Genomic DNA, 23,177 nt, shown 5'->3' on the forward strand with positions numbered 1-23,177 from the left:
GCAAAGCCTTATGGCGTGCAACCAACATAAAAAAAGGGACGCCGAAGCGTCCCTTTCGTTTGCCACAACGTCGATTAGAAGGAGTAGCTCGCGCCGATGCTGAAGAAGCGGCCAACAGCGCCAGCCTGGTGCAGCGAGGCGTTGTACGAAGTCAGGTTACCCGAGTTGCCGTAGGTCGCAACGTCGATTGGAGGAGCCTTGTCGAACGCGTTGATGATCGAGCCGCGCAGGGTCAGGTTCTTGCTGACTTTGTACGTCACGTTCAGGTCGGTAGACGCGAACGATGGGATACGGCAGTAGCCTGCTGGTACGGTGCCGCCGAAGAAGTAGGTACGGCTCGACACGTTGGTAGCGTGTGCGCAATCCATGCCTTCGTCGTCAGGCAGCGAAGGATCCAGTGCCGAGTAGTTGCCAACCCAGTTGGTGGTGCTGGTCACGGTCATCGGGCCCTTTTCCCACGACAGGGTCAGCTGGCCACGGTTCTTCGGGTTACCGGTGTTGCCGGAGATTACCGATGGGCCGTGGGTGCCAGCCAGCGAGTACTCAACGCCGTTGGACTCCAGCTTGTAGTCGATCATGTGGTTGAACGACAGCGTGGTACGCAGCTTGCCGGCTTCGCCCATGTTGAGGCGGTAGGTCAGGTCCAGTTCCACACCCGAAGTCGAGGTGCCGCCGGAGTTCACATAACCCGAAGTCGCGTAGGCGATCGTACCCACCGACGGCAGGCCTTGCGACGTGGTGCCGTCGCCATTCGAGATCTCGACTGGAGCGATGGTGTTACGCACATAGGTCGGTACGAAGCCAGGCACGCCGGAGGCGGTGTTGATCTGGTTTTTCACCTCGATGTTGTAGTAGTCGATCGTGGCGCTCAGCGACTTGATCGGCTCCAGGACCAGGCCCAGGGTGAAGGACTTCGATTTTTCCGGTTCCAGGTTAGGGGTGGTGACCTGGACGAAAGCAGGACCGAATGCGCAAGCGCTTGGCACGTTGCCGGCAGTGTTCGGGTTGCCGTTGGCGCACAGGATCGGGTCATTGATCGAGTGGAAAGTGAAGAAGGACGAAGCAGTCCCCACTTCAGCCGAGTTCGGTGCACGGAAGCCGCGCGCGAAAGTACCGCGCAGCGACGCCATCGGAACCGGAGTCCACTTGAACTTGGCGCTCGGGGTGAACGAGTTGCCGTAGGTGTCGTAGTGGTCGTAACGGGCAGCAGCGCCCAGTTCCAGGCCCTTGATCGGCAGTGCGCCGAGTTCGGCGAACAGCGCCGAGTTGGTTTCCTTACCGAAGGTGTACGCTTCACCGGAGCCCACCACGCCCTGCGACAGCAGCGGCGAAGGCAGCGCGTTGATTTCCTTCTTGGTGACGCTGACGCCGGTTGCCAGGCTCAGTGGACCACCTGGCAGCTGTGCCAACTCGCGCTGGGCAACCAGGTTAGCGTAGTTCAGTTTGCTTTCCGACTCATTGGTCCAACGCGGCGAGATCGCGTCAATGTCAGCCTGCGAGTTGCCGCCCAGTGGGTTGAACGGATTCACAGCGCGCTTCAGTGCAGTGTACAGCGCGCCACGGTTGACGTAACCACTGTAGTCGATCTCGGTCTTGACCTTGGTCATGCCGACGCCCGCATCGATATCCCAGCCCATCGCCGAACCTTTGACGTCAGCGGCAAAACGGGTCGACGTTGCGGTATTTTCACGCGAGTTGGCTGGGTCGATGCCAGGAATGTAGCCATACAGGCGAGCGGTGGCGCCCAGCTTGTTAAGCGGATAGCTGGCTGGGAAGGTCGTTGCGCCGAGATTGTTGACAATCTGCGGATTCTGGCCTGGTACCAGCGAGGTGTTGCCAAGGAACGAAGTTGGCGAGAAGGTTGCAGGCACGCCGCGGTTGTTCTGGCTCTCACGCTTGAACATGGATGCCTTCAGGTTCAAGGTCCAGTCTTCGCCCAGGGTCTTGGCGAAGCCCGCGATCACGTTCAGGTTGCGGGACTCAGGCTGAATGTTCGACACCGTGTCGCGGATCGCACAGCCGCCAGCGCGGTACTTGTTGAAATCGCAATCATTGGTCAGGAACTGGTAGTTGGCCGGGTTGTTGGCTGCGGAGCCGTTCAGGGCCGGGCCGGTCGGGTTGTAGAAGAACGGCGTGTTGGTCGCGATCAGGCGCGAGTTCGACGCATTCGGCACACCGCGACGCAGGTCGATACCGCCGCGCGAAGTCCAGTTGCCGTTTGCCCAGATCTGGTCGTCACGCTGGGAGACCTTGATCGGGTCGGCATGGCGGTATTCCAGGGAGGCGAAGGCGTTGTAGCCATCGTTTGCCAGGTCACCGAAGCCGTGGGTCAGGGCGACCTTGTGATTCTGGCCGCCACCGTGCTGGGAATTGCCGGCATCGACTTTGATGTTGGTGCCATTGAAGGTCTTCTTCAGGATCACGTTGACCACGCCGGAGACCGCGTCGGAACCGTACATGGCGGAAGCGCCGTCTTTCAGCACTTCGACGCGTTCAACGGCATCAAACGGGATCGACGACACGTCGACGAACTGACGCTGAGCATCGTCCGACAGCGGGTACGGCGCCATGCGCTTGCCATCGATCAGCACCAGGGTCAGGCCGACGGTCAGGCCACGCAGCGAAACGCCGGAACCACCGTTAGCAAACGCGCCGGCAAAACCGGTGCCCAGTGCGCCCTGACCATTGGCGGACAGGTTGCTCAGCACTTCCGCAATGGAAGTCAGGCCGGACTTGGCCAGGTCATCAGCGGTCAGCACTTGCACTGGGGATGGGGTTTCCTTGTCAGTACGGCTGATCAGGGAGCCAGTCACCACCACGCGCTGAACATTTTGCTCAGGGGACTGCTGCGCCATGGCTGGCATTGCTGCAATCACCGCTGCGCCGCCGAACGCGGTAGCCAGCGAGCGAACAAGAATCGTCTTTTTCAACATTTTGGTTCCTAAAATATTTGTTTGTCCCGACTAAACCAAAAAAACATGATCGCCTTTTGGGCGATACCGAAGCCAATTGCATCAATTGATTTCAGCGTAGGATAAGACCATGACCAACTTGTCTATGTCAATAAAAGCACCAGCGGTATGATAAAAAACAACAGTATTAAAGCATTACAGCGCAGGATTACGTAGATGAGTGCATTTCCCCACCAAAGCGCTGTGATGGCAGGAAATGCGCGGGATTTGTAATTCGCATAGCCACTTTTAACGATTAAGTGGGAATTCGTGAATATTAATATTCGGAATTAGTCGCCAGAGTCATCGGCGACAATTAGACAGCCGCCAAGTTAATCGGCGAACTAATTGAATTATTGCTTGAGTTAATCCACTTGCATATAAGCAAGCTGCGCAATTTATCAACTATTGCACCCTTCACCGGCAAAGTACAGTAAACGTTTGTAGCCAGGCACTATCTCGTTGCGTGATTACAACCATTGAAAGCAGGTAAAATGTCGCCTTTGGGCCCGTTGCGCGCCCCATCTTGCAGAGAAAGACCACCATGTTGCGACTGAACGAAATCAAGCTCCCCCTCAACCACGAAGAAGCGGAGCTGGCCCAAGCCATCCTGGCCCGCTTGCAGATTTCACGAGAGCAAATGCTGGGCTTTACTGTCTACAAACGCAGCTATGATGCGCGAAAGAAGTCGAACATCTGGCTAATCTATTCGGTCGACGTAGAAACGACGGACGATGCCGGCATCTTGGCGAAGCGTGCAGAGGACAGGCACCTGATGCTCTCGCCGGAAATGGCGTATCAATTCGTGGCCCAAGGCGTCAATGCCGACGGCAAGCAGCCGCGCCCGGTGGTGATCGGGATGGGTCCCTGCGGCCTGTTCGCCGCCCTGATCCTGGCCCAGATGGGCTTGAAACCCATCGTCCTCGAGCGCGGCAAGACCGTGCGCGAGCGTACCAAGGATACGTTCGGTTTCTGGCGCAAGCGCGTACTGAACCCCGAATCGAACGTGCAATTCGGCGAGGGCGGTGCCGGCACCTTCTCGGACGGCAAGCTGTACAGCCAGATCAGCGACCCCAAACACTACGGCCGCAAGGTGCTGACCGAGTTTGTCAAATCCGGCGCACCGGAAGAGATCATTTACGTCAGCAAGCCGCACATCGGCACTTTCCGCCTGGTCAAGATGGTGGAGAACATGCGCGAAGAAATCACCGCCCTGGGCGGCGAAATCCGCTTCGAGCAACGCGTGACCGATTTCGACATCCGCGAGGAGGGCGGCGTGCGGCAGGTGCGCGGCCTGCACCTGGCCAGCGGCGACTATCTCGAAACCAGTCATGTGGTGCTGGCCATCGGCCACAGCGCGCGCGACACGTTTGAAACCTTGTACCAGCGCGGCGTGTACGTGGAAGCCAAGCCCTTCTCGATCGGCTTCCGCGTCGAACACCCGCAATCGCTGATCGACCAGTGCCGCTTCGGGCCGAATGCCGGCCACCCTATCCTGGGCGCTGCCGACTACAAGCTGGTGCACCATGCCAGCAACGGACGCGCCGTGTACAGCTTCTGCATGTGCCCGGGCGGCACCGTGGTGGCGGCGGCATCGGAGCCGGGCCGCGTGGTCACCAACGGCATGTCGCAATACTCGCGCGCCGAGCGCAACGCCAATAGCGCCATCGTGGTGTCGATCAGCCCCGAGGAGGATTATCCGGGCCACCCGCTGGCCGGCATCGAACTGCAGCGCCGCCTGGAAGAGAAAGCCTATGTGCTGGGCGGCTCCAACTATAATGCGCCGGGCCAGTTGATGGGCGATTTCGTGGCGGGCCGCGCGTCGAGCGACGTGGGTGCCGTAACGCCCTCGTTCAAGCCGGGCATCACCTGGACCGACCTGGCCACCATCTTGCCGGAATACGCGGTCGTGGCGCTGCGCGAGGCCTTCCCGGCCTTCGACAAGCAGGTCAAAGGCTACTTCAAGCACGACGCCGTGCTGACTGGCCTGGAAACCCGCACCTCGTCGCCGATCCGCATCAAGCGCAATAACGACGACCTGCAAAGCCTGAACACGCGCGGCCTGTTCCCGGCCGGCGAAGGCGCCGGCTATGCCGGCGGCATCCTGTCGGCCGGCGTGGACGGCATCAAGGTGGCCGAAGCTGTTGCGCTGTCTATGCAGGCGGCAGACAAGTCTTGACCTCGAACGGCATATGCAGGTGGAAGCGGCAGCCCTGCCCGGGCTTGCTGTGCACTTCCACCGCGCCGCCCATCTGCTGCATGATCGTGTAGACGATGTGCATGCCCAGTCCTGAACCGCCCTGTCCGCGCTTGGTGGTGAAGAAGGGCTCGAAAATCCTTTCCCGTACCCCGGGCGCCAGCCCCACGCCCTGGTCGATGAAATCCATGTCCAGCCAGCCGTCGGCCTCGCTGGCGCGCACCGTTACGCTGCCGCCCTGCCCGTCCGGATACGCGTGGCGCGCGGCGTTCATCAGGAGATTGGACAGCACCTGCGAGAACTTCCCGGGCGGCAGGCGCGGCCGCAGCAGGTGGTCCATCTCCACTTCAACCCTGATGCGGGCCTTGCGCAATTCGGGACTATGCGCCGATACCACGCCCTGCACATAGTCCTTCAGCGCCAGCGTGCTGACATGCTCGGTCCCCTGGTCCACCGCCAGCTGTTTGAAGTTGCCGATCAGGGCCGCTGCGCGGTGCAGGTTCTGCTCGATCAGCGCCGCCGCGTCGTTCAGGCGCGCCGCCAAGTTGACCAGGTCGGAGCGGCTGACTTTGGGCGCCTCCAGCGCCTGCACCAGTTGCGCCGTATAACTGCTCATGGCCGATGCCGCCGTCAGCGCCACCCCGACCGGCGTATTCACCTCATGCGCCACGCCGGCCACCAGCGAACCCAATGCCGCCAGCTTCTCCTGCTCCACCAGGCTGGCCTGCGCAGCGCGCAAGGCATCGGTGCGGCGCGACACCTTCTCTTCGAGCAGATGTTCGCGGTCCTGGTGCTGCAGCTCGGCCGCCGCGCGCGCGGTGAAGATCGACAGCAGCGACAGCGCCAGCAGGCGCTTGTTCTCGTCGATCGGCTTGGTGTCGATCGCCGACAGGATGCCCAGCGTCTTGCCTTCGGTGTCGACCATCGGCATGCCGACGTAGCTTTCCGCCTTCATGTCCACCAGCAGAGTGTCTAGCGGGTAATCCTGCTGGATGCTGCAGCCATGGAAGCACATGGTCTGGTCGGTGACGTTGTGGCAGGGAGTGTGCTCCAGGCTGTACTCCATATTGGGCAGGAATTCTTCGCCGCCCCATACCGCCAGCGTGCGGATGCCCTCCTGTCCGTCCGGCAGGTGGATCACGCGGCCGGCGATCACATAGGTCACGTCCAGCGCCGCCGCCAGGTCGCGCACCAGCACGCGGAAAAATTCGTCGCCGCGGGCGCGTGCGGTGGAATCGGTAATCGAGCGCAACGCCGCTTCGGCCAGGGTGCGCGCGTCGTTGGCATCGAATAGTTGCATCGCAGGCTCCTAATGGGGTGGGTGGCGCCGATACAGGTCTTGCAAGTCGTCCTGGTGCTGCAGCAGCAGGTTGGCCAGCGCAGGGTCGAAGCGCTTGCCGCTACCCTCGCGCACCGCATCCAGTGCGTGCTGCAGGGTGTGGGCCGGGCGATAGCTGCGCGGGCTCACCATGGCATCGACGAAATCGGCCAGCGCGGTAATCCGCGCCACCAGGCTGATATCGGCACCTTGCAAGCCTTGCGGATAACCGGCGCCATCCCAGCGTTCATGATGTTCGTGGGCGATGCGCGCGGCCAGTTGCAGCACCGGCTGCCTCGACCCGGACAGCATGTGCCAGCCGATATCGCTATGGCCCTGCATGCGCGTGCGCTGCGCCGCATCGAGCGGACCCGGCTGGTTGAGGATCTCGTCGGGGATGCCGGCATGGCCGATATCGTGCAGCGGCGCAGCCTGGCGCAACTGGCGCACGGCGTTGTCGGGCATGTCGACCGCTGCGCCCAGCATGGCGGCAATCTCGCCGACACGCTCGACGTGGCCGCCGGCGGCCGCCGAACGGCGCTCCAGCGCTTCGCCAAGGATATGGATGATGGCGTCCTGGGTCGCCTCCAGCTCCTCCCGTGCCAGCAATCTTTCATAGGTAATGGCGACGTTGGCCGAGAACAGGCCAAGCAGCTCACGCTCCTCGCCTTCCAGCGGCTCGCTGAAGGACATGTAGAGCAGGCTCTCATTGCCGTCGCGCGTGCGGTAGTAGCAGGCGTAGTACAGCGGACCGTAATGGTCCGCCTGCTCCGCCATGCAGCGCACGAAGGCGTCGCGCACCGGCGCCGGCAAATGATCCAGGGTTTCCTCGAGCGCCAGCTCGGCATAGGCGGTGGTCACTGCCAGCACTTGCAGGCGCCCCGGCTGGCGCGCGGCCGCGTAGGCGTTCATGCGGCTGGCGCATACCCCTTCCGCTTCGCGCCCCAATAACGCGGAGGCCTGTTCCAGCACGGCCGAACAGAAGTGGCGCAGGTTGTCCGAGTCGCAGACATGGGTGATGGCCTCGATCGAGCGCCGCAAGCCCAGGCGGGCGCGCTCCAGCCGCATCAGGTCGCGGTAGGCGCGCAGGCCGGAATAGAACACGGTGCTGAGCTTGGCGTGCGTCAGCTCGGTTTTTTCGCGGTAGTCGTTGATGTCGTACGTTTTCAGCACCAGGGCCTGCGGCGCCTGGCCCGGCTGGCCGGTGCGCAGCACAATGCGCACATTGCGGTCGCCCAGCTCTTCGCGGATGTAGCGCACCAGCTCCAGGCCGGCATGTTCCGACTCCATCACCACGTCGAGCAGGATCAGGGCAAACTGGCCGGGCTGCGCCAGGCGCACACGCGCCTCGCTGCCGGAATAGCAATGGGAGAAGTGGACGCGGCGGCCATCGAACTCAAAGTCCGACATCACCAGCTCAGTGACCTGGTGTACCGCTTGCTCGTCGTCAACGATCAGGATTTCCCAGGGCGGGAGGGCCGCAGCCGGGGCGGGCGACTCATCATCGTCGAACAACATTGCGTCATCAACCATGCCCAGCCCCACGAGAGCTTGTTTATTGTAAATTATATACCGCTACAGCCAGCCCACCTTCTTAAAGCGTCGATACAATGCGCCGCAAACAACAGCCATTAACGTCAGGGCGGCCGGATAGCCGAAACGCCAGTCCAGCTCGGGCATGTGCTTGAAATTCATGCCCCACAGGCCGGCAAACGCCGTCAGCACGGCGAAAATCGCGGCCCACGCCGCCAGCCGCTTATTCACTTCCCCCTCTTCCAGCGCCACCATCGACAGGTTGACCTGGATTGCCGTGCCGATGGTCTCGCGCATGGTATCGAGGGCGGAATTGATGCGAAGCAAGTGGTCATGAACGTCGCGGAAATATTCCTGCGTATTGCTGCAGACCGCAGGCACCCGGCCGCCGTGCAGCTTGCCAATTGCATCGAGCAAGGGAGCGACTGTGTGGCGCACGGTCATCACCTTGCGCTTGAGTTCGTACAGCCGCTCGATATTGTCCTGCTGCGAGCCGCGGATGAAGATGCGCTCCTCGATTTTCTCCAGTTCCAGTTCGAGCGTGTCGATGATCGGGAAATAACGATCGACCACGGCGTCCATCAAGGCGTACAGCACGAAGCCGGAGCCCTGCTGCAGCAGGTGCGGCTCACGCTCGGCGCGGGCACGCACGCCGAGGAAGTCCTTGGTGGAATTGGAGCGGTTGGACAGGACGTAGTTGGGGCCGACGAAGATATCGACTTCGCCCACGTGCAGCTCGTCCTCGCGCAGTTCCAGCATTTTGACGACCACGAACAGGGAGTCGCCGTACTCCTCGATTTTCGGACGTTGCTGGCCCCGGCCGGCGTCTTCCACCGCCAGCTCGTGCAGGCCGAACTCCTCCTGCATCACTTCGAGTTCGGCCGGCGAGGCATCGCGCAGCGCCACCCAGACAAAGGCGTCTTCACGCGCCACGTAATCGCTGATGTCCTCCACCGGGATATCAGCCAGCTTGCGCCCATCCTGGTAGGCGACGCAGTTAATCAGCATGCAGGCTCCTCAAATTTCCAAGCCCGCAGCATAGCAACTTTTGTCCTCCTAGGGGTCAGGAACGAAAAGGACATTCTCTTCCTGTCGGAAAAAAATGTCCTCTTCGTTCCTGACCCCAAAAAGACAAAAGTTGCGCTAGTCGTCCTTCGCGCCGTCGATACCGAGTTCGGCGATCTTGCGGGTGATGGTGTTGCGGCCGATGCCGAGGCGGATCGCGGCGTCGTTCTTGCGGCCATGCGTGTACTTCAGCGCCGTGCGGATCAGGGCGGATTCGAACTGGCGGCCGAGCACGTCCATCACATCCTGCTGGCCGCTGCTCAGCATGCCGGCCGCTTGCAGCTCGAGCAGGCTGAGCCAGCCTTCCGGCGACGCGGCCAGCGGCGGCGGCGCCAGGGGCTGCACGCTGCCGTGATGCTGCGGCATCGCTGCCTCGGTGGCGACCGCCGCGGGGACATGCGCGGCGCTTGCCTGCCCTTGCGTCAGTTCCAGCGGCAGGTCCTTCACCTCCACCGTCTGTCCAGGCGCCATGACCGTGATCCAGTTGCACAGGTTTTCCAGCTGCCGCACATTGCCCGGCAACTCAAGCTGCTGCAAGAACGCCAGCGTCGGATCGCTCATGCGCTTGGCCTCCACCCCAAGCTGGCGCGCACTTTGCACCAGGAAGTGGCGCACCAGGATCGGAATGTCCTCGCGCCGCTCCCTCAAACTGGGCAGGCGCAGGCGGATCACGTTCAGGCGGTGATACAAGTCCTCGCGGAACAAGCCGTCGCGCACGCGCTGTTCCAGGTTCTGGTGCGTCGCCGTAATCACGCGCACATTGGCCTTCAACGGCGAGTGGCCGCCGACGCGATAGAAGTGGCCGTCCGACAGCACCCGCAGCAAGCGCGTTTGCAGGTCGAACGGCATGTCACCGATTTCGTCCATGAACAGCGTGCCGCCTTCAGCCTGTTCGAATCGGCCGCGGCGCGTGGTCTGGGCGCCGGTAAAGGCGCCGCGCTCATGGCCGAACAGTTCGGACTCCAGCAAGTCTTTCGGAATCGCCGCCGTATTGATGGCGATGAAGGGCTGCTCGGCGCGCGGGCTGTGCTTGTGCAGCGCGCGTGCCACCAGTTCCTTACCGGTGCCGGATTCGCCAGTGATCAGCACCGTCACGTTCGATTGCGACAGGCGGCCGATGGCGCGGAACACCTCCTGCATGGCCGGTGCCTGGCCCAGGATTTCCGGCGTGGCGGCCGGCCCGGATTCGATGCTCGATTCACGCAGGCTTTCATCCAGCGCACGGCGGATCAGCTCGACGGCCTTGTCGATATCGAAGGGCTTGGCCAGGTATTCAAACGCTCCGCCCTGGAAGGCCGCGACGGCGGAATCGAGGTCGGAGAAGGCGGTAATGATGATCACCGGCAGGCCGGGATGGCGCTGCTTCACCAGTTGCAGCAAGTCGAGCCCGGAGTCGCCCGGCATGCGGATGTCCGACACCAGCACCTGCGGCGTCTCATGTTCCAGCGCGGCGACCGCATCGCGCGCATTGGCAAAGCTGCGCGTGGCGAGGTTCTCCCGCGCCAGGGCTTTCTCCAGCACCCAGCGGATCGATTCGTCGTCGTCAACTATCCAGATTGGTTTCATGTATTCCGATCAAGGCAAAGGCAATAAGATTCTGAAGTCCGTTTGACCAGGCCTGCTTTCGCATTCGATAACACCCATGTGCTGCTGCACGAAGGTTTGCGCCAGCGTCAACCCCAGGCCGCTGCCGCCATCCCTGCCCGACACCAGCGGGTAGAAGATACGGTCGCGGATCTGGGGCGGGATGCCCGGTCCGTTATCGATGATATGCAAATCTAATGCCAGGGCATAACGCACCTTCGCCAACGTCATCTGGCGCGCCACGCGGGTGCGGAAAACAATCTCGGCATCGCCCTGCCCGATGCGTGAAGCCAGCGCCTGCGCGGCATTGTGGGCGATATTGAGCACCGTCTGGATCAATTGCTCCTTGTCGCCGCGGAATTCGGGCAAGGAAGCGTCGTAGTCGCGGCGGATGGTGAGCCCGACCGGGAATTCGGCCAGGATCAGGCTGCGCACCCGCTCCAGCACTTCGTGGATGTTGACATCGCCAACGATATGCGGCCGGCGGTGCGGCGCCAGCAGGCGGTCCACCAGGGTTTGCAGGCGGTCCGCCTCCTTGATGATGACCTGGGTGTATTCGCGCAGCTGCGTCAGGTGCAGCGGCGGCAGTTCCATTTCCAGCAGTTGCGCGGCGCCGCGGATGCCGCCCAAGGGGTTCTTGATCTCGTGCGCCAGGTTGCGGATCAACTCCTTGTTGACCTGGCTCTGGTCCATCAGCCGCTCTTCGCGGTCCTGCTTCATCTGCTGCACGATTTCGCGCAGCTCGATCATCACGGCGCCATCCGGTTCGTCGAGCGCGCTGGCGATGATGTGCAGGTGCAGCGCTTCGCGCCCGGCACGCTCCAGCACCAGCTCTTGCCGCACGTCGGAGAATTTGTGTTCGCGCGCCTGCGCGATGATGTTTTCCAGCTCCAGCGGCGCTGCGAACAGGCCGCCCAACGCTTGCCGCGCCAAGGCCTTCAGGGACGATTCCAGCAGGTTTTCGCCGGCGGCGTTGAGGTACAGGATATGGCCGCCGCCATCGACAATGACAACGGCCGATGCCAGCAGGTCCAGCCCTGCCAGTTCAGCGGGCCGGATGCTGGCAGGGCTGTCTGGGGTCATTTGATATTGGAAAGCTCGCGCTTCAGCGCTTCCACGTTCTGTTCCGCACGCGCGATGCTGTCCTTCAGGCCAGCTACGCGCTCCTGGTACTTGGCGGCATTGCGCTCGTCGGCACGGCGTTCGGGCTCGCCGTTGTTGAATTCCTTGCGCAAATCGGCCAGCTTACGGTTTTCGGTGTTGAGCTCATCGGTCAGGATGGCGCGGCGGTCCGCATCGCGGGCTTTCTGCTCCGAGCTGTCCACGCGTGGAAAGTTGGCTGGGGCTACGGCTGGCGCGGACGGCGCAGCGCCGCGCCGGGCACCACCCGGCGCGGGTATCGAGGCGCCTGGCAGGTCCAGCATCTTGCAATTCTTTCCCTTGCGGTTGCTATCGGTCAGTTCCTTGCGGCCATCGGCATCCACGCAGAGAAAAATTTGCTGCGCCTGCGCCGCGCCACTCACGGCCAGCAACGCCAGCCCATGTAATACGAGAGTGCGAGTGTTCATGCCCCGACTATACAACATCCGAAAAAAAACGCGAGGAAAGCAGCTGGCTGACCTCGCGTTTTAGTTGACTGCCAGTTAATCCCGGCAATCGAACCCTGATTACAGGGAGTAGTACATGTCGAACTCGACCGGGTGAGTGGTCTGGCGCATGCGGGTGACTTCGGTCATCTTCAGTTCGATGTAGGCATCGATCATCGAATCGGTGAACACGCCGCCGCGGGTCAGGAACTCACGGTCTTTGTTCAGGTGGTCCAGCGCTTCTTCCAGGGATGCGCAGACGGTCGGGATCAGTGCATCTTCTTCCGGCGGCAGGTGGTACAGGTCTTTGGACGCTGCTTCGCCTGGGTGGATCTTGTTCTGCACGCCGTCCAGGCCGGCCATCATCAGTGCAGCGAAGCACAGGTATGGGTTGGCCAGCGGGTCCGGGAAGCGGGTTTCGATACGGCGGCCTTTTGGATTGGCCACGTGCGGGATACGGATCGAAGCCGAACGGTTACGCGCGGAGTAAGCCAGTTTCACTGGCGCTTCGTAGCCTGGCACCAGGCGCTTGTACGAGTTGGTGCCTGGGTTGGTGATCGCGTTCAGTGCCTTGGCGTGCTTGATGATGCCGCCGATGTAGTACAGCGCGAAATCGGACAGGCCGGCATAGCCGTCGCCAGCGAACAGGTTCTTGCCGTCTTTCCAGATCGACTGGTGCACGTGCATGCCGGAGCCGTTGTCGCCAACCACTGGCTTAGGCATGAAGGTTGCGGTCTTGCCGTAGGAGTGGGCAACGTTCCACACCACGTATTTCAGGTTCTGGGTCCAGTCGGCGCGCTCGACCAGGGTCGAGAACTTGGTGCCGATTTCATTTTGGCCGGCGCCAGCCACTTCGTGGTGGTGCACTTCGACCGGGATGCCCATCGATTCCAGGATCAGGCACATTTCCGAACGCATGTCCTGGAAGGAGTCGACTGGAGGCACCGGGAAATAGCCGCCTTTGACGGTTGGACGGTGGCCGGAGTTGCCGCCGTCGATGTCCTTGTCGGTCGACCAGGAAGCTTCGTCGGAGTCAATCTTGACCATGGCGCCGGACATGTCGATCTTCCACTTCACGGAGTCGAAGATGAAGAATTCCGGCTCTGGGCCGAAGTAGGCGGTGTCGCCCAGGCCGGAGGATTTCAGGTAGGCTTCAGCGCGCTTGGCGATGGAGCGCGGGTCGCGGTCGTAACCTTTGCCGTCCGACGGTTCGATCACGTCGCACTGCATGAACAGGGTGGTTTCTTCGAAGAATGGGTCGATATTGGCGGTCGCTGGATCCGGCAGCAGGATCATGTCGGAAGCTTCGATACCTTTCCAGCCGGCGATGGAAGAACCGTCGAAGGCGTGGCCCGATTCAAATTTGTCGATGTCGAAATGGGACACAGGCACGGTTACGTGCTGTTCCTTGCCACGGGTATCGGCGAAACGGAAGTCCACGAACTTGACTTCGTGCTCTTGTACCATCTTCAGAACGTCTGCGGCGGTCAGTGCCATTACATATCTCCTAAGTGAAAAAACTGCCGCGACCACTTGGGTGCGGCGAACGCTGGTGGTACATTAAGCAGATATCATGCCAGGTAATTCCATGCTACCGACACGTAAACAACGCACCATGCGAGTGCGCTTGCCGATTATTGCACCGTTGTGGTGCATTCTTGCACCAATTGATGCAAATGCATCGTTGTGGTGCAGTCATCATAAAGGAAAAACCATGAGTTCCAATTCCGAAATCCTCGACCGTGCACGCAAACGCGACACTTCCCTGCCCTATGCCGGTGCGGTGACCCCGCATGAGGCATACGAGCTGTTGAAGTGCGACCCGCATGTGCGCCTGGTCGATGTACGGACCAATGCCGAGCGCGATTGGGTGGGACGGGTGGCAATTCCGGCGGAACAGCACCATGCGGCGCAGTGGAATGTGTATCCGGGCGGGACGCCGAATCCGGACTTCCTCGGCCAACTGGCGGCTGCGGTGCCGGGCAAGGACACGGTGATCGTGTTCCTGTGCCGTTCAGGCGTGCGTTCGCGCCACGCGGCCAAGGCGGCGACGGAAGCCGGCTATACCCAGTGCTACGACATCCTGGAGGGCTTTGAAGGCGACAAGGATGCCGAAGGCCATCGCAAGACCGTAGGCGGCTGGTGCAAGGCTGGCCTGCCCTGGGCCGGCGCCTGATTCATTTTGCTCACTCCCACAAGGCGAGGTATGCGCTCGAGCGATTGAGCAGGTCGCGCTCCATTGCCGCCAAGCGCTCCGGCGGCGGCAATGTGGAATGCTCGTTGAAGCCGCTGTAGCCCAGTCCCAGGCGGCCTCCCGGTACCTGGTAGCCGATGAACTCCATGATGGTCGGCAGCAGGTCGAAGTGCAGCAATTGCGGGCGGTTGCGCGCCGGCGCATCGTGCGCCAGGAAAGTGTTGAAGATGGTCCGGCGCGGCAGCTGCGCCAATTGCGCCGACAAGGGATTCTTGCGCGACAGGTGGTCGCCGATGATCACCACATTGGTGTTCTCCAGGTAGCCGTTGCGCTCCGCAAAGCGCACGAAGTCCGCCACCGCCGCTGCGGTGCACGACACGATGCCATCGAATTTTTCCGTATAACCTTGCTGCGCGCACTGCGCCGACAACATGCCCGCAGGCTCGTGCGTATCGACCGTCAGCAACGACAGGTTGAACTTCTGTTTCGAGGACGCCAGCGCGCGCAGCCTGTCCTTGGCCTCGCGGAATAGATCGGCATCGTACAAACCCCAGCCATTCATAGCGCTGGCGCTGGCGCCGCGCTGCAGCCATTCACCCCTGCCGTAGACCTCGTGATAGTGGTGCTGGCGCAGGAATTTATCCTTGCCGGCAAAGCTGGAGGACGCGCCGCCCATGAAGACGTTGCGGTAGCCGCGCTGGGCCAGCAAATCGCTCAGGCATACCGCCTTGCCAAGAAAGGACGCCATCATCTGTCCCTGCGTGTTGCCGTCGAAAATAGAGACCTTCTCCAGCGGCACGGCGCATTGGGTGGCGACCATCGCCGCTATCGTCCAGCCGGTGCCGGGCGCCTGCTCGTAGGCGGGAAAACTGCTGCCGTGCAGTGCGGTCAAGGGCTCAAGCAAGTCGCGTCCGAAGGCGCTGCGGTTGGCGTAGCCATTCTCCAGGCTCTCCACATAGATCAGGACCAGGTTTTTCGCCTGCCGCTCGTGCAGCGCAACCGAAGCAGGCGGCACATAGTTCGCGCCGAAATAGTCCGGGCCGAAGTTCGATTCGAGGTACTTGAGTGCCGACGCGTCCCACAGCCAGAAACCGATGGCGGCGAAAAGCAGCACTGGCGGCAAGCGCCGCTGCAGCCCCGGCGCCAGGTGGCGCTGCGCCAACCCAAGCAGCACAAAGAACAGCAGCGGCGCAAGCACGCACCAGCGTATGAAGCGCTTGGTAAATACCGGATCGGAAGACCTGGCGATATCGAGGCCGAAGTTCAGGTGATAGGCAATCTGGTGAATGTCGACCTGCCCGAAATACCGGTGGATCCAGTAGCTCAGGCAAAACAGGAAAATGGCGGCCAGCGCCAATGCGCCGCGAACGAAGTACTCGCGCTGGAAAGCGGAAAAGAGAATGGGCATCGGGATAGTTCAATATCGTCGACGCCCATCGTGTCAGCCTGATGTAACAGCCAATTGTCCAATACCCGGTTTTTTGTATCGCAGCTTTACCCTCTTGTAAGAATCCTGCGCAACTGTAAATCCAGGTTAAGCGAAGTTAAAGCGTGTAGTTCAAACGGGCGTACACGAAGCGACCGGAACGACCGAACGGCGAGTAATTGGAATACGGTGCATTGCCGGTACTGTTCAACAGGGCAGGATACGGATCCGGATACTGGTCGAACAGGTTTTCCGCTCCCACCGCTGCAGTCAGGCGCTGCGTGATCTTGTAGCGCCCTTCCACATCCACCAAAGTCTTCGGTGTCATCCAGTGGTCGCGCGCAGGATTTGCGTCCGGTTGCAACACTTTGCCATAGCGCGTGGCGCGGAAAGTACCACTCCAGCTGCCCAGCGTATGGTTCACGCTAGCGGTGAATTTGGTTTGCGGCGTGCCGTGTTCGAACGTCAGCACATTGACGCGGTCAAACAGCACCGGCGCCGGATTCAACGCGGACAACTGCGCAGTTTGAGGCACCTTGGTCACTTCGGTCTTGGTGTAATTGCCCGCCAGTGTGAAATCGAACTTGCCGACATTGCCTGCATTCCATGGATAGTTCGCCACCACGTCCACGCCACGCGTCGTGGTGTTCACACCATTGATGAAGAAGCGCCCGCCGGTAATGCCAATAAAGCCTAGCGAGGTGAGGTAGGCCCCCACGTTATCCTGCAGCAGGTTCTCCGACAGCACGATACGGTCACGAATCTTGATCTGGAACGCATCCACTGTCAGGCTGGCCTTGCCCATCTTGCCCACCGCGCCGAGCGAGAAGTTGGTCGACTTCTCGGCATCGAGTGGCTTGGCGCCCAATGCGACGGCAGCCGGATCGCTCGGTTTGAAGGTGATGATATCGGACAGTTTACCGCTAACGAGGTTTGTCGCTGTGGAGGTGAAGAACTGCTGCTGCGGCGACGGTGCGCGGAAACCATTCTGGGCCGAACCGCGCAAGGCAAACGATGGAGAGAAGTTGTAGCGGGCCGCCAGCTTGCCCGACCAGTTATTGCCGAAGTCTGAGTAATGCTCGCCGCGCACCGCGGCAGATGCCAGCAGGTTCTGCGTCAGGTTCGCTTCCACGTCAGCATATACCGAGTAGGCTTTGCGGTTGGCATCCGATTCATCACTCGGACGGAAGCCCGGGAAGACCTGCGAACCGGAGGCCGTTGGAATTTGCTGGTTGTTCCGCACTATCACCACCCCGCCGTTGCGCCAGGAGTCCGGCTCGCCGGCGTGCAACGAGTAGCCTTCGCGACGCGCTTCCGCACCAACGGCCACGTTGAGTGGCGACGACAGGCCCACTTCGTACTGCCGCACGCCAGACAGGTTCAAGGTGAGCTGGTCGTACTTGAAACCGCCCGCATCGAATACTCTCTTTGAGGATGGGCCAATGGAACGGTTCAGCGTGTTCTCGATGGTGAAGTCCATTCGGTTTTCGCCGTAGGTGACAGAAGTGTCCATCTCCCAATCGCCGGCGGTCCAGGTGGCGCCAAAGGCGGCACTGAAGTCCGATACTGCCGGCGCAATGATCGGCAGGAAGCCATCCGGATAAATCTCGATTGTATTGTTGTCCTGCTGGGCGCGGCGGAAGAAACCGGCCGAGCGCGCGTCGCGGTCCTGGTAGCTGGTCCAGCCATACAGCTTGACGCCGCCGACCAGGTTGTAGCCGGCATTGGCGAAGAAGGTGCTCTGCTTCAGCTCAGGCTCGCCATACCAGGCGTTGAAGCGGTTGAAGTTCGCTTCACGCGGGTCGAAGGCGCCGTTCACCAGCACGTATTGCTGGCGCACGTCCCAGCCCGCACGCTCGGTGTGGTCCTGGCGCTTGCGTTCCAGCGCAATGGTGAGGAAGCCGTTCTCGCCCAGCTCCATGCCCTTCCACAGGCTGATATTGAGCGTATTGCCGTCCTTGCGCTCGCGCGAATCCTGCACGCCCCAGGTGGCGCCGGCTGGCGGCGTGCCGGGATTGAAGTCGTATTCGGTATCGCGGCGGCCGTAGCTCACACTGGCCTCGCCGCCGCTGCGGTCCGTGCGCAGGCGCACGTTGATCACGCCCGCAATCGCGTCGGAACCGTATTGCGCGGAGGCGCCGTCGCGCAGCACTTCAATGGTTTTGACGATGCCGGCCGGGATGGTGTTCATGTCCACCGCTGCCGAACCGCGGCCGATCGTGCCGTTCAGGTTCACCAGGGAAGACGTATGGCGGCGCTTGGAATTGACCAGGACCAGGGTCTGGTCAGGCGCCAGGCCGCGCAGCGTGGCGGGACGGATGGTGTCGGTACCGTCGGCCAGGCCGGGGCGCGGGAAATTCAATGACGGCAGCGCCACGGACAGCGCTTGCGTGATTTCCGGCACACCGGCGTTCTTGATGCTGTCGGCGCTGATGACGTCCACCGGTGCGGTGGTGTCGAGCACCGTGCGGTTGGAGACCCGGGTACCGGTCACCACCACGGTGGCGGTTTCGCCGGGAGGCGCTTCCTGCGCCCATGCGGCATTGGTGAAAAGTGATGCAACTGCGATCGCGAGAACCTGTTTTTTTGGTGCCATAGCTACCCCTTTGTAGTTAAACCAGTTTCACTCCCCGGCTTATATTTGAGGTAACTGTGAGCAACTGTCAATTCAGGTTCTCCCGGATACAACACTTTCAAGTTGATTTACGTGTTTGTACGTAGCTTCTGGCGCACGAATTCGATGTGGTTGCGCAAGCCGTAGAACTCATCGGCAAAGGACAGCGGCACGGTCAGGCGGTTGACCCGTTCTTCGATCTGGTCCAGGCGATGCAGCAATTCTTCGCGCGGCTTGCCCTCGTCGACGCCCTGCTCCACCGAGCGCAGTTGGCCGTACCAGCGGTAGACGCGCGACCGGATGCGCCACACGTACAGCGGCGGCACCACTTTCGACAGCGGCAGGATCAAGGCGCCGGTGGCCAGCAGCACCACCCACAGGCGGTCGAACAGGTTGGCCAGCCAAAAGGTCATGTAGCGCTGCAGGAACGGCGGGCCGTCTTTGTAGAACTTGGCCGCTTCATGCGCGACCGGGATTTCCGTGTAGCGCGGCGACGGGAATTGGCCCTGCTGCTGGAACCAGCCCGCCCCGCTATGGATGCTGCTGGCGGCTTGCACGAACAGGTCGACCAGGGCGGGATGCAGGTCTTCGCGCGCCACCAGGGTCGCAGTCGGCGCGATCAGGTGGTAGTCGCGGGCGGGCAGGTCGCGGCCCAGGTCGACGATCCCGCGCGGCAGGGTGACGTGGGTCAGGAATGGCAGGCGGCGCGCGTAGGCTTCTGCCTGGGTGAAGTTGAACAGCTTGATCCCGGGCGTCATCAGCAGCATCTGGATCAGCGGGTCGTCCGGCGCGGCGGCAAAGACCAGGGCGTCGATGCGGCCTTCCAGCAGTTCCACCGTGGCGGGCGTGTTTTCCAGGTCGCTGGCCTTGATGTCGCCGGCCTGCACGCCGTTGATCTGCAATACCTGGCGGAACAGGCGCGGCACCCCGCTGCCCTCGGGGCCGAGGTTGACCTTCATGCCTTTGATGTGGGTCAGGCTGGTGACGGCTTTCTTTTCGCGCATGAAGAGCCACAGCGGCTCGGTGAACAGGCTGCCCAACGAAACCAGGCCGGTGCGTTCGGCCTCGGCTTCGTTGGTGGAACCGCTTTGCACGAAGGCGATGTCGGTTGCGCCTTTGTTCAAGCGCTGCAGGTTTTCCTGCGAGCCCTGGCTTTGCTCCAGGACGACCTTGATGCCGTGCTTGGCCATCGCTTGGGCATAGCGCTTGCCGATGTTTTCGTAGGCGCTGTTTTCCTGGCCGGTGGAGAGCTTGACCACCCGCGGCGGGGTGGGGTCTATGATCCAGTAAGCCAGCGCGCAGGCGCCGGCGATCAGCAGGACGGTGGGGGCGAACGAGACCAGCAGGTCGCGCAGGCTGACATTGGTGAACTTGGTGATGAGTTTCATTCGCGCATTTTAAACCGGTAAACTTGGGTCTGACCCTCGGGTCAGACCCAAGTTTACCGGTTTTAGCGGGCGCCGCAGGCGCGCAGCGGCGCCGCGGGAACAGCAGCGGAAGTGGCCGCCACCAAAGCAGCCGTGGCAACCGGCTGCACGCTGCTCGGCGCGCCAGCCGCCATTGCGGTGACAACCGGCGCCGCCTTCTGCGCGTTCGGCTCGATCAGCGGCATCAGCGAAGGCGCCAGCACCGTCAGCAACTGCACCGGCAGCGCCGAGGTGAAGTCGTAGTTCTTCGACTCTGGGCCATGCACATAGGCCGTCATCGAGCCAAAGAAGCGCTCCCCGATATTGAACACGAAGGTCGCCGAACGGTTCACATAACGCGACTCGATCAAGCGCCCGCCCGCCGCGTACACGTCAAAGCGCTGGTCGCCGGTACCGGTCTTGCCGCCCACCGGAATGATCTCCCCGTCCGAGCCGACAAAGGCCGCCTTCACGCGCCGCGCCGTGCCGTCCGACACCACCTCGCGGATCGCATCGGCCACCGCGCGCGCGACTTCCGGCGTCAGCACCTGCTCATTGGTAGACGACTTGTTGCGCGCCACCGTGGTTTCGTACGGCGTGCCTTCCGCGAAATGCAGCGACTCGATGCGCTGCGTGGTCTTGCGCACGCCGCCGTTGATGATAATCCCCATCATCTCCGCCAGCGCAGCGGGACGGTCGGCGGAAGCGCCGAGCGTGGTCGCATACGACGGCACCAGCGAATCGAAGGGATAGCCCATCTTCTTCCACTGGCGGTGGATGCCCATGAAGGACTCCATCTCCAGCAAGCCGGCGATGCGCTTGTCCTGCGCGTACTTGCGGTGGGTCTTGAACAGCCACTGATACACTTCCTGGCGTTCCTTCTCACTGGCTGCGACAACGTCGGACAGCGAAGCCCCCTCGTTCTGGTGCAGGTAGGCGACCAGCCACAATTCCAGCGGGTGCACGGAAGCCAGGTAGCCGCGGTCGGCCAGGCTCCACTTGTCGATCGCGTACTGCTCGTACATCTTGGCCAGGCGCTCGTCCGGCACGTCGTTCTGCACCTTCAGGTTGTCGTTCACGAACTTGTCGAATTCCGCCAGCGTCGCGTTCGGGTACACGGTGCGGTGGATATTCGCCAGACGCACCGGCGTCGGACGGATCGTGTCGAGCAGGATGGCGTCCAGCTCCGACGTTTTCTTGCCTTTGTACTTGGCGTAGAAGCGGTACAGGAATTCCTTGCCTTCCTTGTCGGCGAAACGCGCCAGGTAGGCCGCCCGGCGCGGATCGTCGGCATCGGTCAGCAGGGTCTGCGAGGAACCCGGCATCTGGAATGAGTAGTACTTGACCACGTCGCGCATCAGGCGCACGAACACCAGGTTGGTGGAGCGGCGCAGCGCTTCGCGCACCGTCATGATCTTGAAGTCGTCGTCCTTGCTGAAGTTGCCGAAGTAATGCAGCCCGCCACCGGTGAAGAAGCCTTCGCCCGGATTGGCCGAATATTTGCGCTCCAGCGCCGCCTGCAGCATGGCCGGCAGGTCACGCTTGTCCATCGGCGTCATGGCCAGGTATTCGATGCCCCAGGTGGTCAGGCGGTCGCGCTGGTCGACGCTGACCTTTTTCAATTGCGCCACATCCATCTGGCCATACTTCTTGTGCAACTGGTCGACGATGTCCATATAGGTCACCAGGGTGCGCAGCTTGGCGGTCGAGCCCAGGTCCAGCTTGGCGCCTTCGTTGATGTCCAGCGGCTGGTCGTAGTTATCGGTCTGCACGCGCAGGTAGTTGGCATGTTCGCCGCGCTCCAGCAGCGTGAAGCTGTACACCACGTTGGCCGGGTCGCCGTTGCCCAGCATGCCCTTGCCGGTCAAGCCGGCCTGCACCGCGGTTTCCGGCTCGCGCAGTTGGCGCAGCATGGCGGTGACTGTCTTTTGCGTCTCCGCATCGAGCGTGGTGTTGACCGACAGGTCGAGGCGGTCCAGGTTGTACATGCGGTTGTCGCCCAGCAGGTTGGCCAGGTGCACGCGCACCGCATTCGACGCTTTCTTGGTCACATAGGTCATCGGCGGTGCGGCCTGCAGGCCGTTGCCCTTTGCCGGGTGCAGCTTTTCCTTCAGCGCCGCATCGCGCAGTTGCGGCGTGATGATGCCGGCGCCGGCCAGCAGGCGCAGGTGGCTGTTGGCCAGCACTTCCAGGTCCTCATCGCCTTCGCCCAGGTAGTAGCTTGGACGCCGCTGTGCAATCAGCAACGACAGCGCTTCCTTGAAGGCCAACGGGCTGCCCGCTTGGTCCATCTTGCCGCCCAGCAGGCGCTTCACTTCGTCGAATTCGCGGCCGTACCAGACCCACATGCCGTCGCCCACGCCGTTCACTTCACCGTAGCCGGGCTTGGCCGACAGCGGCACGGTATTCAGGTAGTCGACCACGATCTGGCGCCGCACCTTGGTGGTGTCTTCGCCCTGCTGATAGGCTCGCAGCGAGGCGGAAACCATCTGCTGCAGCTTGTCCTTCATCGAACCGGTGCGGCCTTCCGGCGAATGGCGGTACTTTTCGATCTGGGTGGCCAGCGTTGAGCCGCCCGCCGCGCGATGGCCGCCCGCGCCCACGGCGCTCATGGACTTTTCCAGGATAGCCTTGGACAGGCGGTCCCACTCGACGGCCGGATTGCGCTTCGGGTATTTGTTGTCCAGCAGTTCGCGGTTCTCGATGAACAGCAGGCTTTGCACCAGCGCGTTCGGTGCCTGTTCGAAGCTGCCGTAGATACGCTCCGGATAGCTGGCCGCGAACAATGGCTGTTCGCGGCAATCCAGGATCGACAGGCCGGTACGGGTCTTTTCACGATAGGTGGCAAACACGCCCATGTCGGACAGCTCCACCATCTTTGGTGAAAAGCGCGCTTGCGATGTGACTTCGTAATCGCGCGCTTTCAGCTTGTCCAGATAGTCGGGCAGGTTGGCGTAGCCAAGGCGTTCGTCGTAAGGGCTGTCGTGCGGGAAGCGGATCGACTTGCTCGGCCCAGGTTCCACCTTATAGGTCAGCTTGCCGACCAGGTCGGTGAACACCTTCGCCTGCATCGTCGAGGTGCGGGTCTCGTGATAGCCCCAAACTCCGGCCACTGTCAGCAGCACCAGGATCAGCACAATGAGCGCATTGCGCAAACGCGAACCTTTTTTCGGTTCGGATGGAGGTGGTGGTGCCGGCTCGGTTGGTTGGTTCGGTTCGAAGGAGCTTGATTCGTGATCTTGTTGGGAAGGCATAGGTACCGAGCGCAAACGCCGCCTGCTGCCGCCATATCCGATCGCTGCC

Annotated in this window: 14 protein-coding genes; 2 read left to right on the plus strand and 12 right to left on the minus strand. The window is 61.9% G+C overall.

Going from position 1 to position 23,177, the window contains the following annotated elements:
• Positions 1–74: 74 nt before the first annotated feature.
• Entirely contained in the window at positions 75–2,933 is a 2,859-nt protein-coding gene (locus BM269_RS12295) for a TonB-dependent receptor (RefSeq protein ID WP_090437314.1), read from the minus strand.
• A gap of 562 nt (positions 2,934–3,495) precedes the next feature.
• Here BM269_RS12295 and BM269_RS12300 point away from each other — a divergent pair.
• Complete coding sequence (locus tag BM269_RS12300; RefSeq protein WP_090437315.1) at positions 3,496–5,130, plus strand: NAD(P)/FAD-dependent oxidoreductase; 1,635 nt, start codon at positions 3,496–3,498, stop codon at positions 5,128–5,130.
• Here the strand turns inward: BM269_RS12300 and BM269_RS12305 are convergent.
• From BM269_RS12305 to glnA, 7 genes are all read right to left on the minus strand, one after another.
• On the minus strand, positions 5,105–6,448 hold the full coding sequence (locus BM269_RS12305; RefSeq protein ID WP_090437316.1) for a GAF domain-containing sensor histidine kinase: 1,344 nt from the start codon (positions 6,446–6,448) through the stop codon (positions 5,105–5,107). The two genes, BM269_RS12300 and BM269_RS12305, sit on opposite strands and share 26 nt — an antisense overlap.
• 9 nt (positions 6,449–6,457) lie before the next feature.
• A complete protein-coding gene (locus BM269_RS12310) occupies positions 6,458–7,999 on the minus strand; it encodes an HD domain-containing phosphohydrolase (protein WP_090437317.1) in 1,542 nt (513 codons plus the stop codon).
• Between the two features lie 42 nt (positions 8,000–8,041).
• Positions 8,042–9,007, minus strand: a complete 966-nt coding sequence (gene corA / locus BM269_RS12315) for a magnesium/cobalt transporter CorA (protein WP_090437318.1) — start codon at positions 9,005–9,007, stop codon at positions 8,042–8,044.
• 135 nt (positions 9,008–9,142) lie between these two features.
• Positions 9,143–10,630, minus strand: a complete 1,488-nt coding sequence (gene ntrC / locus BM269_RS12320; RefSeq protein ID WP_090437319.1) for a nitrogen regulation protein NR(I) — start codon at positions 10,628–10,630, stop codon at positions 9,143–9,145.
• A 9-nt stretch (positions 10,631–10,639) separates the two neighbouring features.
• Complete coding sequence (glnL, locus tag BM269_RS12325; RefSeq protein ID WP_090437320.1) at positions 10,640–11,731, minus strand: nitrogen regulation protein NR(II); 1,092 nt, start codon at positions 11,729–11,731, stop codon at positions 10,640–10,642.
• Positions 11,728–12,216, minus strand: coding sequence for a DUF4124 domain-containing protein (locus BM269_RS12330; RefSeq protein WP_090437321.1), 489 nt, complete (start codon positions 12,214–12,216; stop codon positions 11,728–11,730). The genes glnL and BM269_RS12330 overlap by 4 nt, the downstream gene beginning before the upstream one ends.
• Positions 12,217–12,315: 99 nt before the next feature.
• A complete protein-coding gene (gene glnA / locus BM269_RS12335) occupies positions 12,316–13,731 on the minus strand; it encodes a type I glutamate--ammonia ligase (protein WP_090437322.1) in 1,416 nt (471 codons plus the stop codon).
• A 217-nt stretch (positions 13,732–13,948) separates the two neighbouring features.
• Between glnA and BM269_RS12340 the strand changes: the two genes are divergently transcribed.
• On the plus strand, positions 13,949–14,410 hold the full coding sequence (locus tag BM269_RS12340) for a rhodanese-like domain-containing protein (RefSeq protein ID WP_090437323.1): 462 nt from the start codon (positions 13,949–13,951) through the stop codon (positions 14,408–14,410).
• Positions 14,411–14,420: 10 nt separating this feature from the next.
• Here BM269_RS12340 and BM269_RS12345 read toward each other — a convergent pair whose 3' ends face one another.
• The 4 genes from BM269_RS12345 to BM269_RS12360 all read right to left on the minus strand — a co-directional run bounded on the left by BM269_RS12345 (position 14,421) and on the right by BM269_RS12360 (position 23,128).
• A complete protein-coding gene (locus BM269_RS12345; protein ID WP_090437324.1) occupies positions 14,421–15,836 on the minus strand; it encodes a sulfatase-like hydrolase/transferase in 1,416 nt (471 codons plus the stop codon).
• Positions 15,837–15,972: 136 nt separating this feature from the next.
• Positions 15,973–18,450 carry a TonB-dependent receptor plug domain-containing protein gene (locus tag BM269_RS12350; protein WP_090437325.1) on the minus strand — a complete coding sequence of 826 codons (2,478 nt, stop codon included), beginning with the start codon at positions 18,448–18,450 and terminating at the stop codon, positions 15,973–15,975.
• Between the two features lie 107 nt (positions 18,451–18,557).
• A complete protein-coding gene (locus BM269_RS12355) occupies positions 18,558–19,856 on the minus strand; it encodes a TAXI family TRAP transporter solute-binding subunit (protein ID WP_090437326.1) in 1,299 nt (432 codons plus the stop codon).
• Between the two features lie 62 nt (positions 19,857–19,918).
• Positions 19,919–23,128: a transglycosylase domain-containing protein gene (locus BM269_RS12360; protein ID WP_090437327.1), complete on the minus strand. Its 3,210-nt coding sequence runs from the start codon at positions 23,126–23,128 to the stop codon at positions 19,919–19,921.
• Positions 23,129–23,177: the final 49 nt, after the last annotated feature.

Source organism: Duganella sp. CF458, from assembly GCF_900113115.1.
In the GTDB taxonomy this organism is placed as follows: domain Bacteria; phylum Pseudomonadota; class Gammaproteobacteria; order Burkholderiales; family Burkholderiaceae_D; genus Rugamonas.

Excerpts from the sequence above, each read along its gene's own strand:
- corA (WP_090437318.1), bottom strand. The coding sequence starts at position 9,007 with ATGCTGATTAACTGCGTCGCCTACCAGGATGGGCGCAAGCTGGCTGAT.
- BM269_RS12305 (WP_090437316.1), bottom strand. The coding sequence starts at position 6,448 with ATGCAACTATTCGATGCCAACGACGCGCGCACCCTGGCCGAAGCGGCG.
- BM269_RS12345 (WP_090437324.1), bottom strand. The coding sequence starts at position 15,836 with ATGCCCATTCTCTTTTCCGCTTTCCAGCGCGAGTACTTCGTTCGCGGC.
- BM269_RS12300 (WP_090437315.1), top strand. The coding sequence starts at position 3,496 with ATGTTGCGACTGAACGAAATCAAGCTCCCCCTCAACCACGAAGAAGCG.
- BM269_RS12330 (WP_090437321.1), bottom strand. The coding sequence starts at position 12,216 with ATGAACACTCGCACTCTCGTATTACATGGGCTGGCGTTGCTGGCCGTG.
- glnL (WP_090437320.1), bottom strand. The coding sequence starts at position 11,731 with ATGACCCCAGACAGCCCTGCCAGCATCCGGCCCGCTGAACTGGCAGGG.
- BM269_RS12340 (WP_090437323.1), top strand. The coding sequence starts at position 13,949 with ATGAGTTCCAATTCCGAAATCCTCGACCGTGCACGCAAACGCGACACT.
- BM269_RS12350 (WP_090437325.1), bottom strand. The coding sequence starts at position 18,450 with ATGGCACCAAAAAAACAGGTTCTCGCGATCGCAGTTGCATCACTTTTC.
- BM269_RS12355 (WP_090437326.1), bottom strand. The coding sequence starts at position 19,856 with ATGAAACTCATCACCAAGTTCACCAATGTCAGCCTGCGCGACCTGCTG.
- BM269_RS12360 (WP_090437327.1), bottom strand. The coding sequence starts at position 23,128 with ATGCCTTCCCAACAAGATCACGAATCAAGCTCCTTCGAACCGAACCAA.
- BM269_RS12310 (WP_090437317.1), bottom strand. The coding sequence starts at position 7,999 with ATGGTTGATGACGCAATGTTGTTCGACGATGATGAGTCGCCCGCCCCG.
- glnA (WP_090437322.1), bottom strand. The coding sequence starts at position 13,731 with ATGGCACTGACCGCCGCAGACGTTCTGAAGATGGTACAAGAGCACGAA.
- BM269_RS12295 (WP_090437314.1), bottom strand. The coding sequence starts at position 2,933 with ATGTTGAAAAAGACGATTCTTGTTCGCTCGCTGGCTACCGCGTTCGGC.
- ntrC (WP_090437319.1), bottom strand. The coding sequence starts at position 10,630 with ATGAAACCAATCTGGATAGTTGACGACGACGAATCGATCCGCTGGGTG.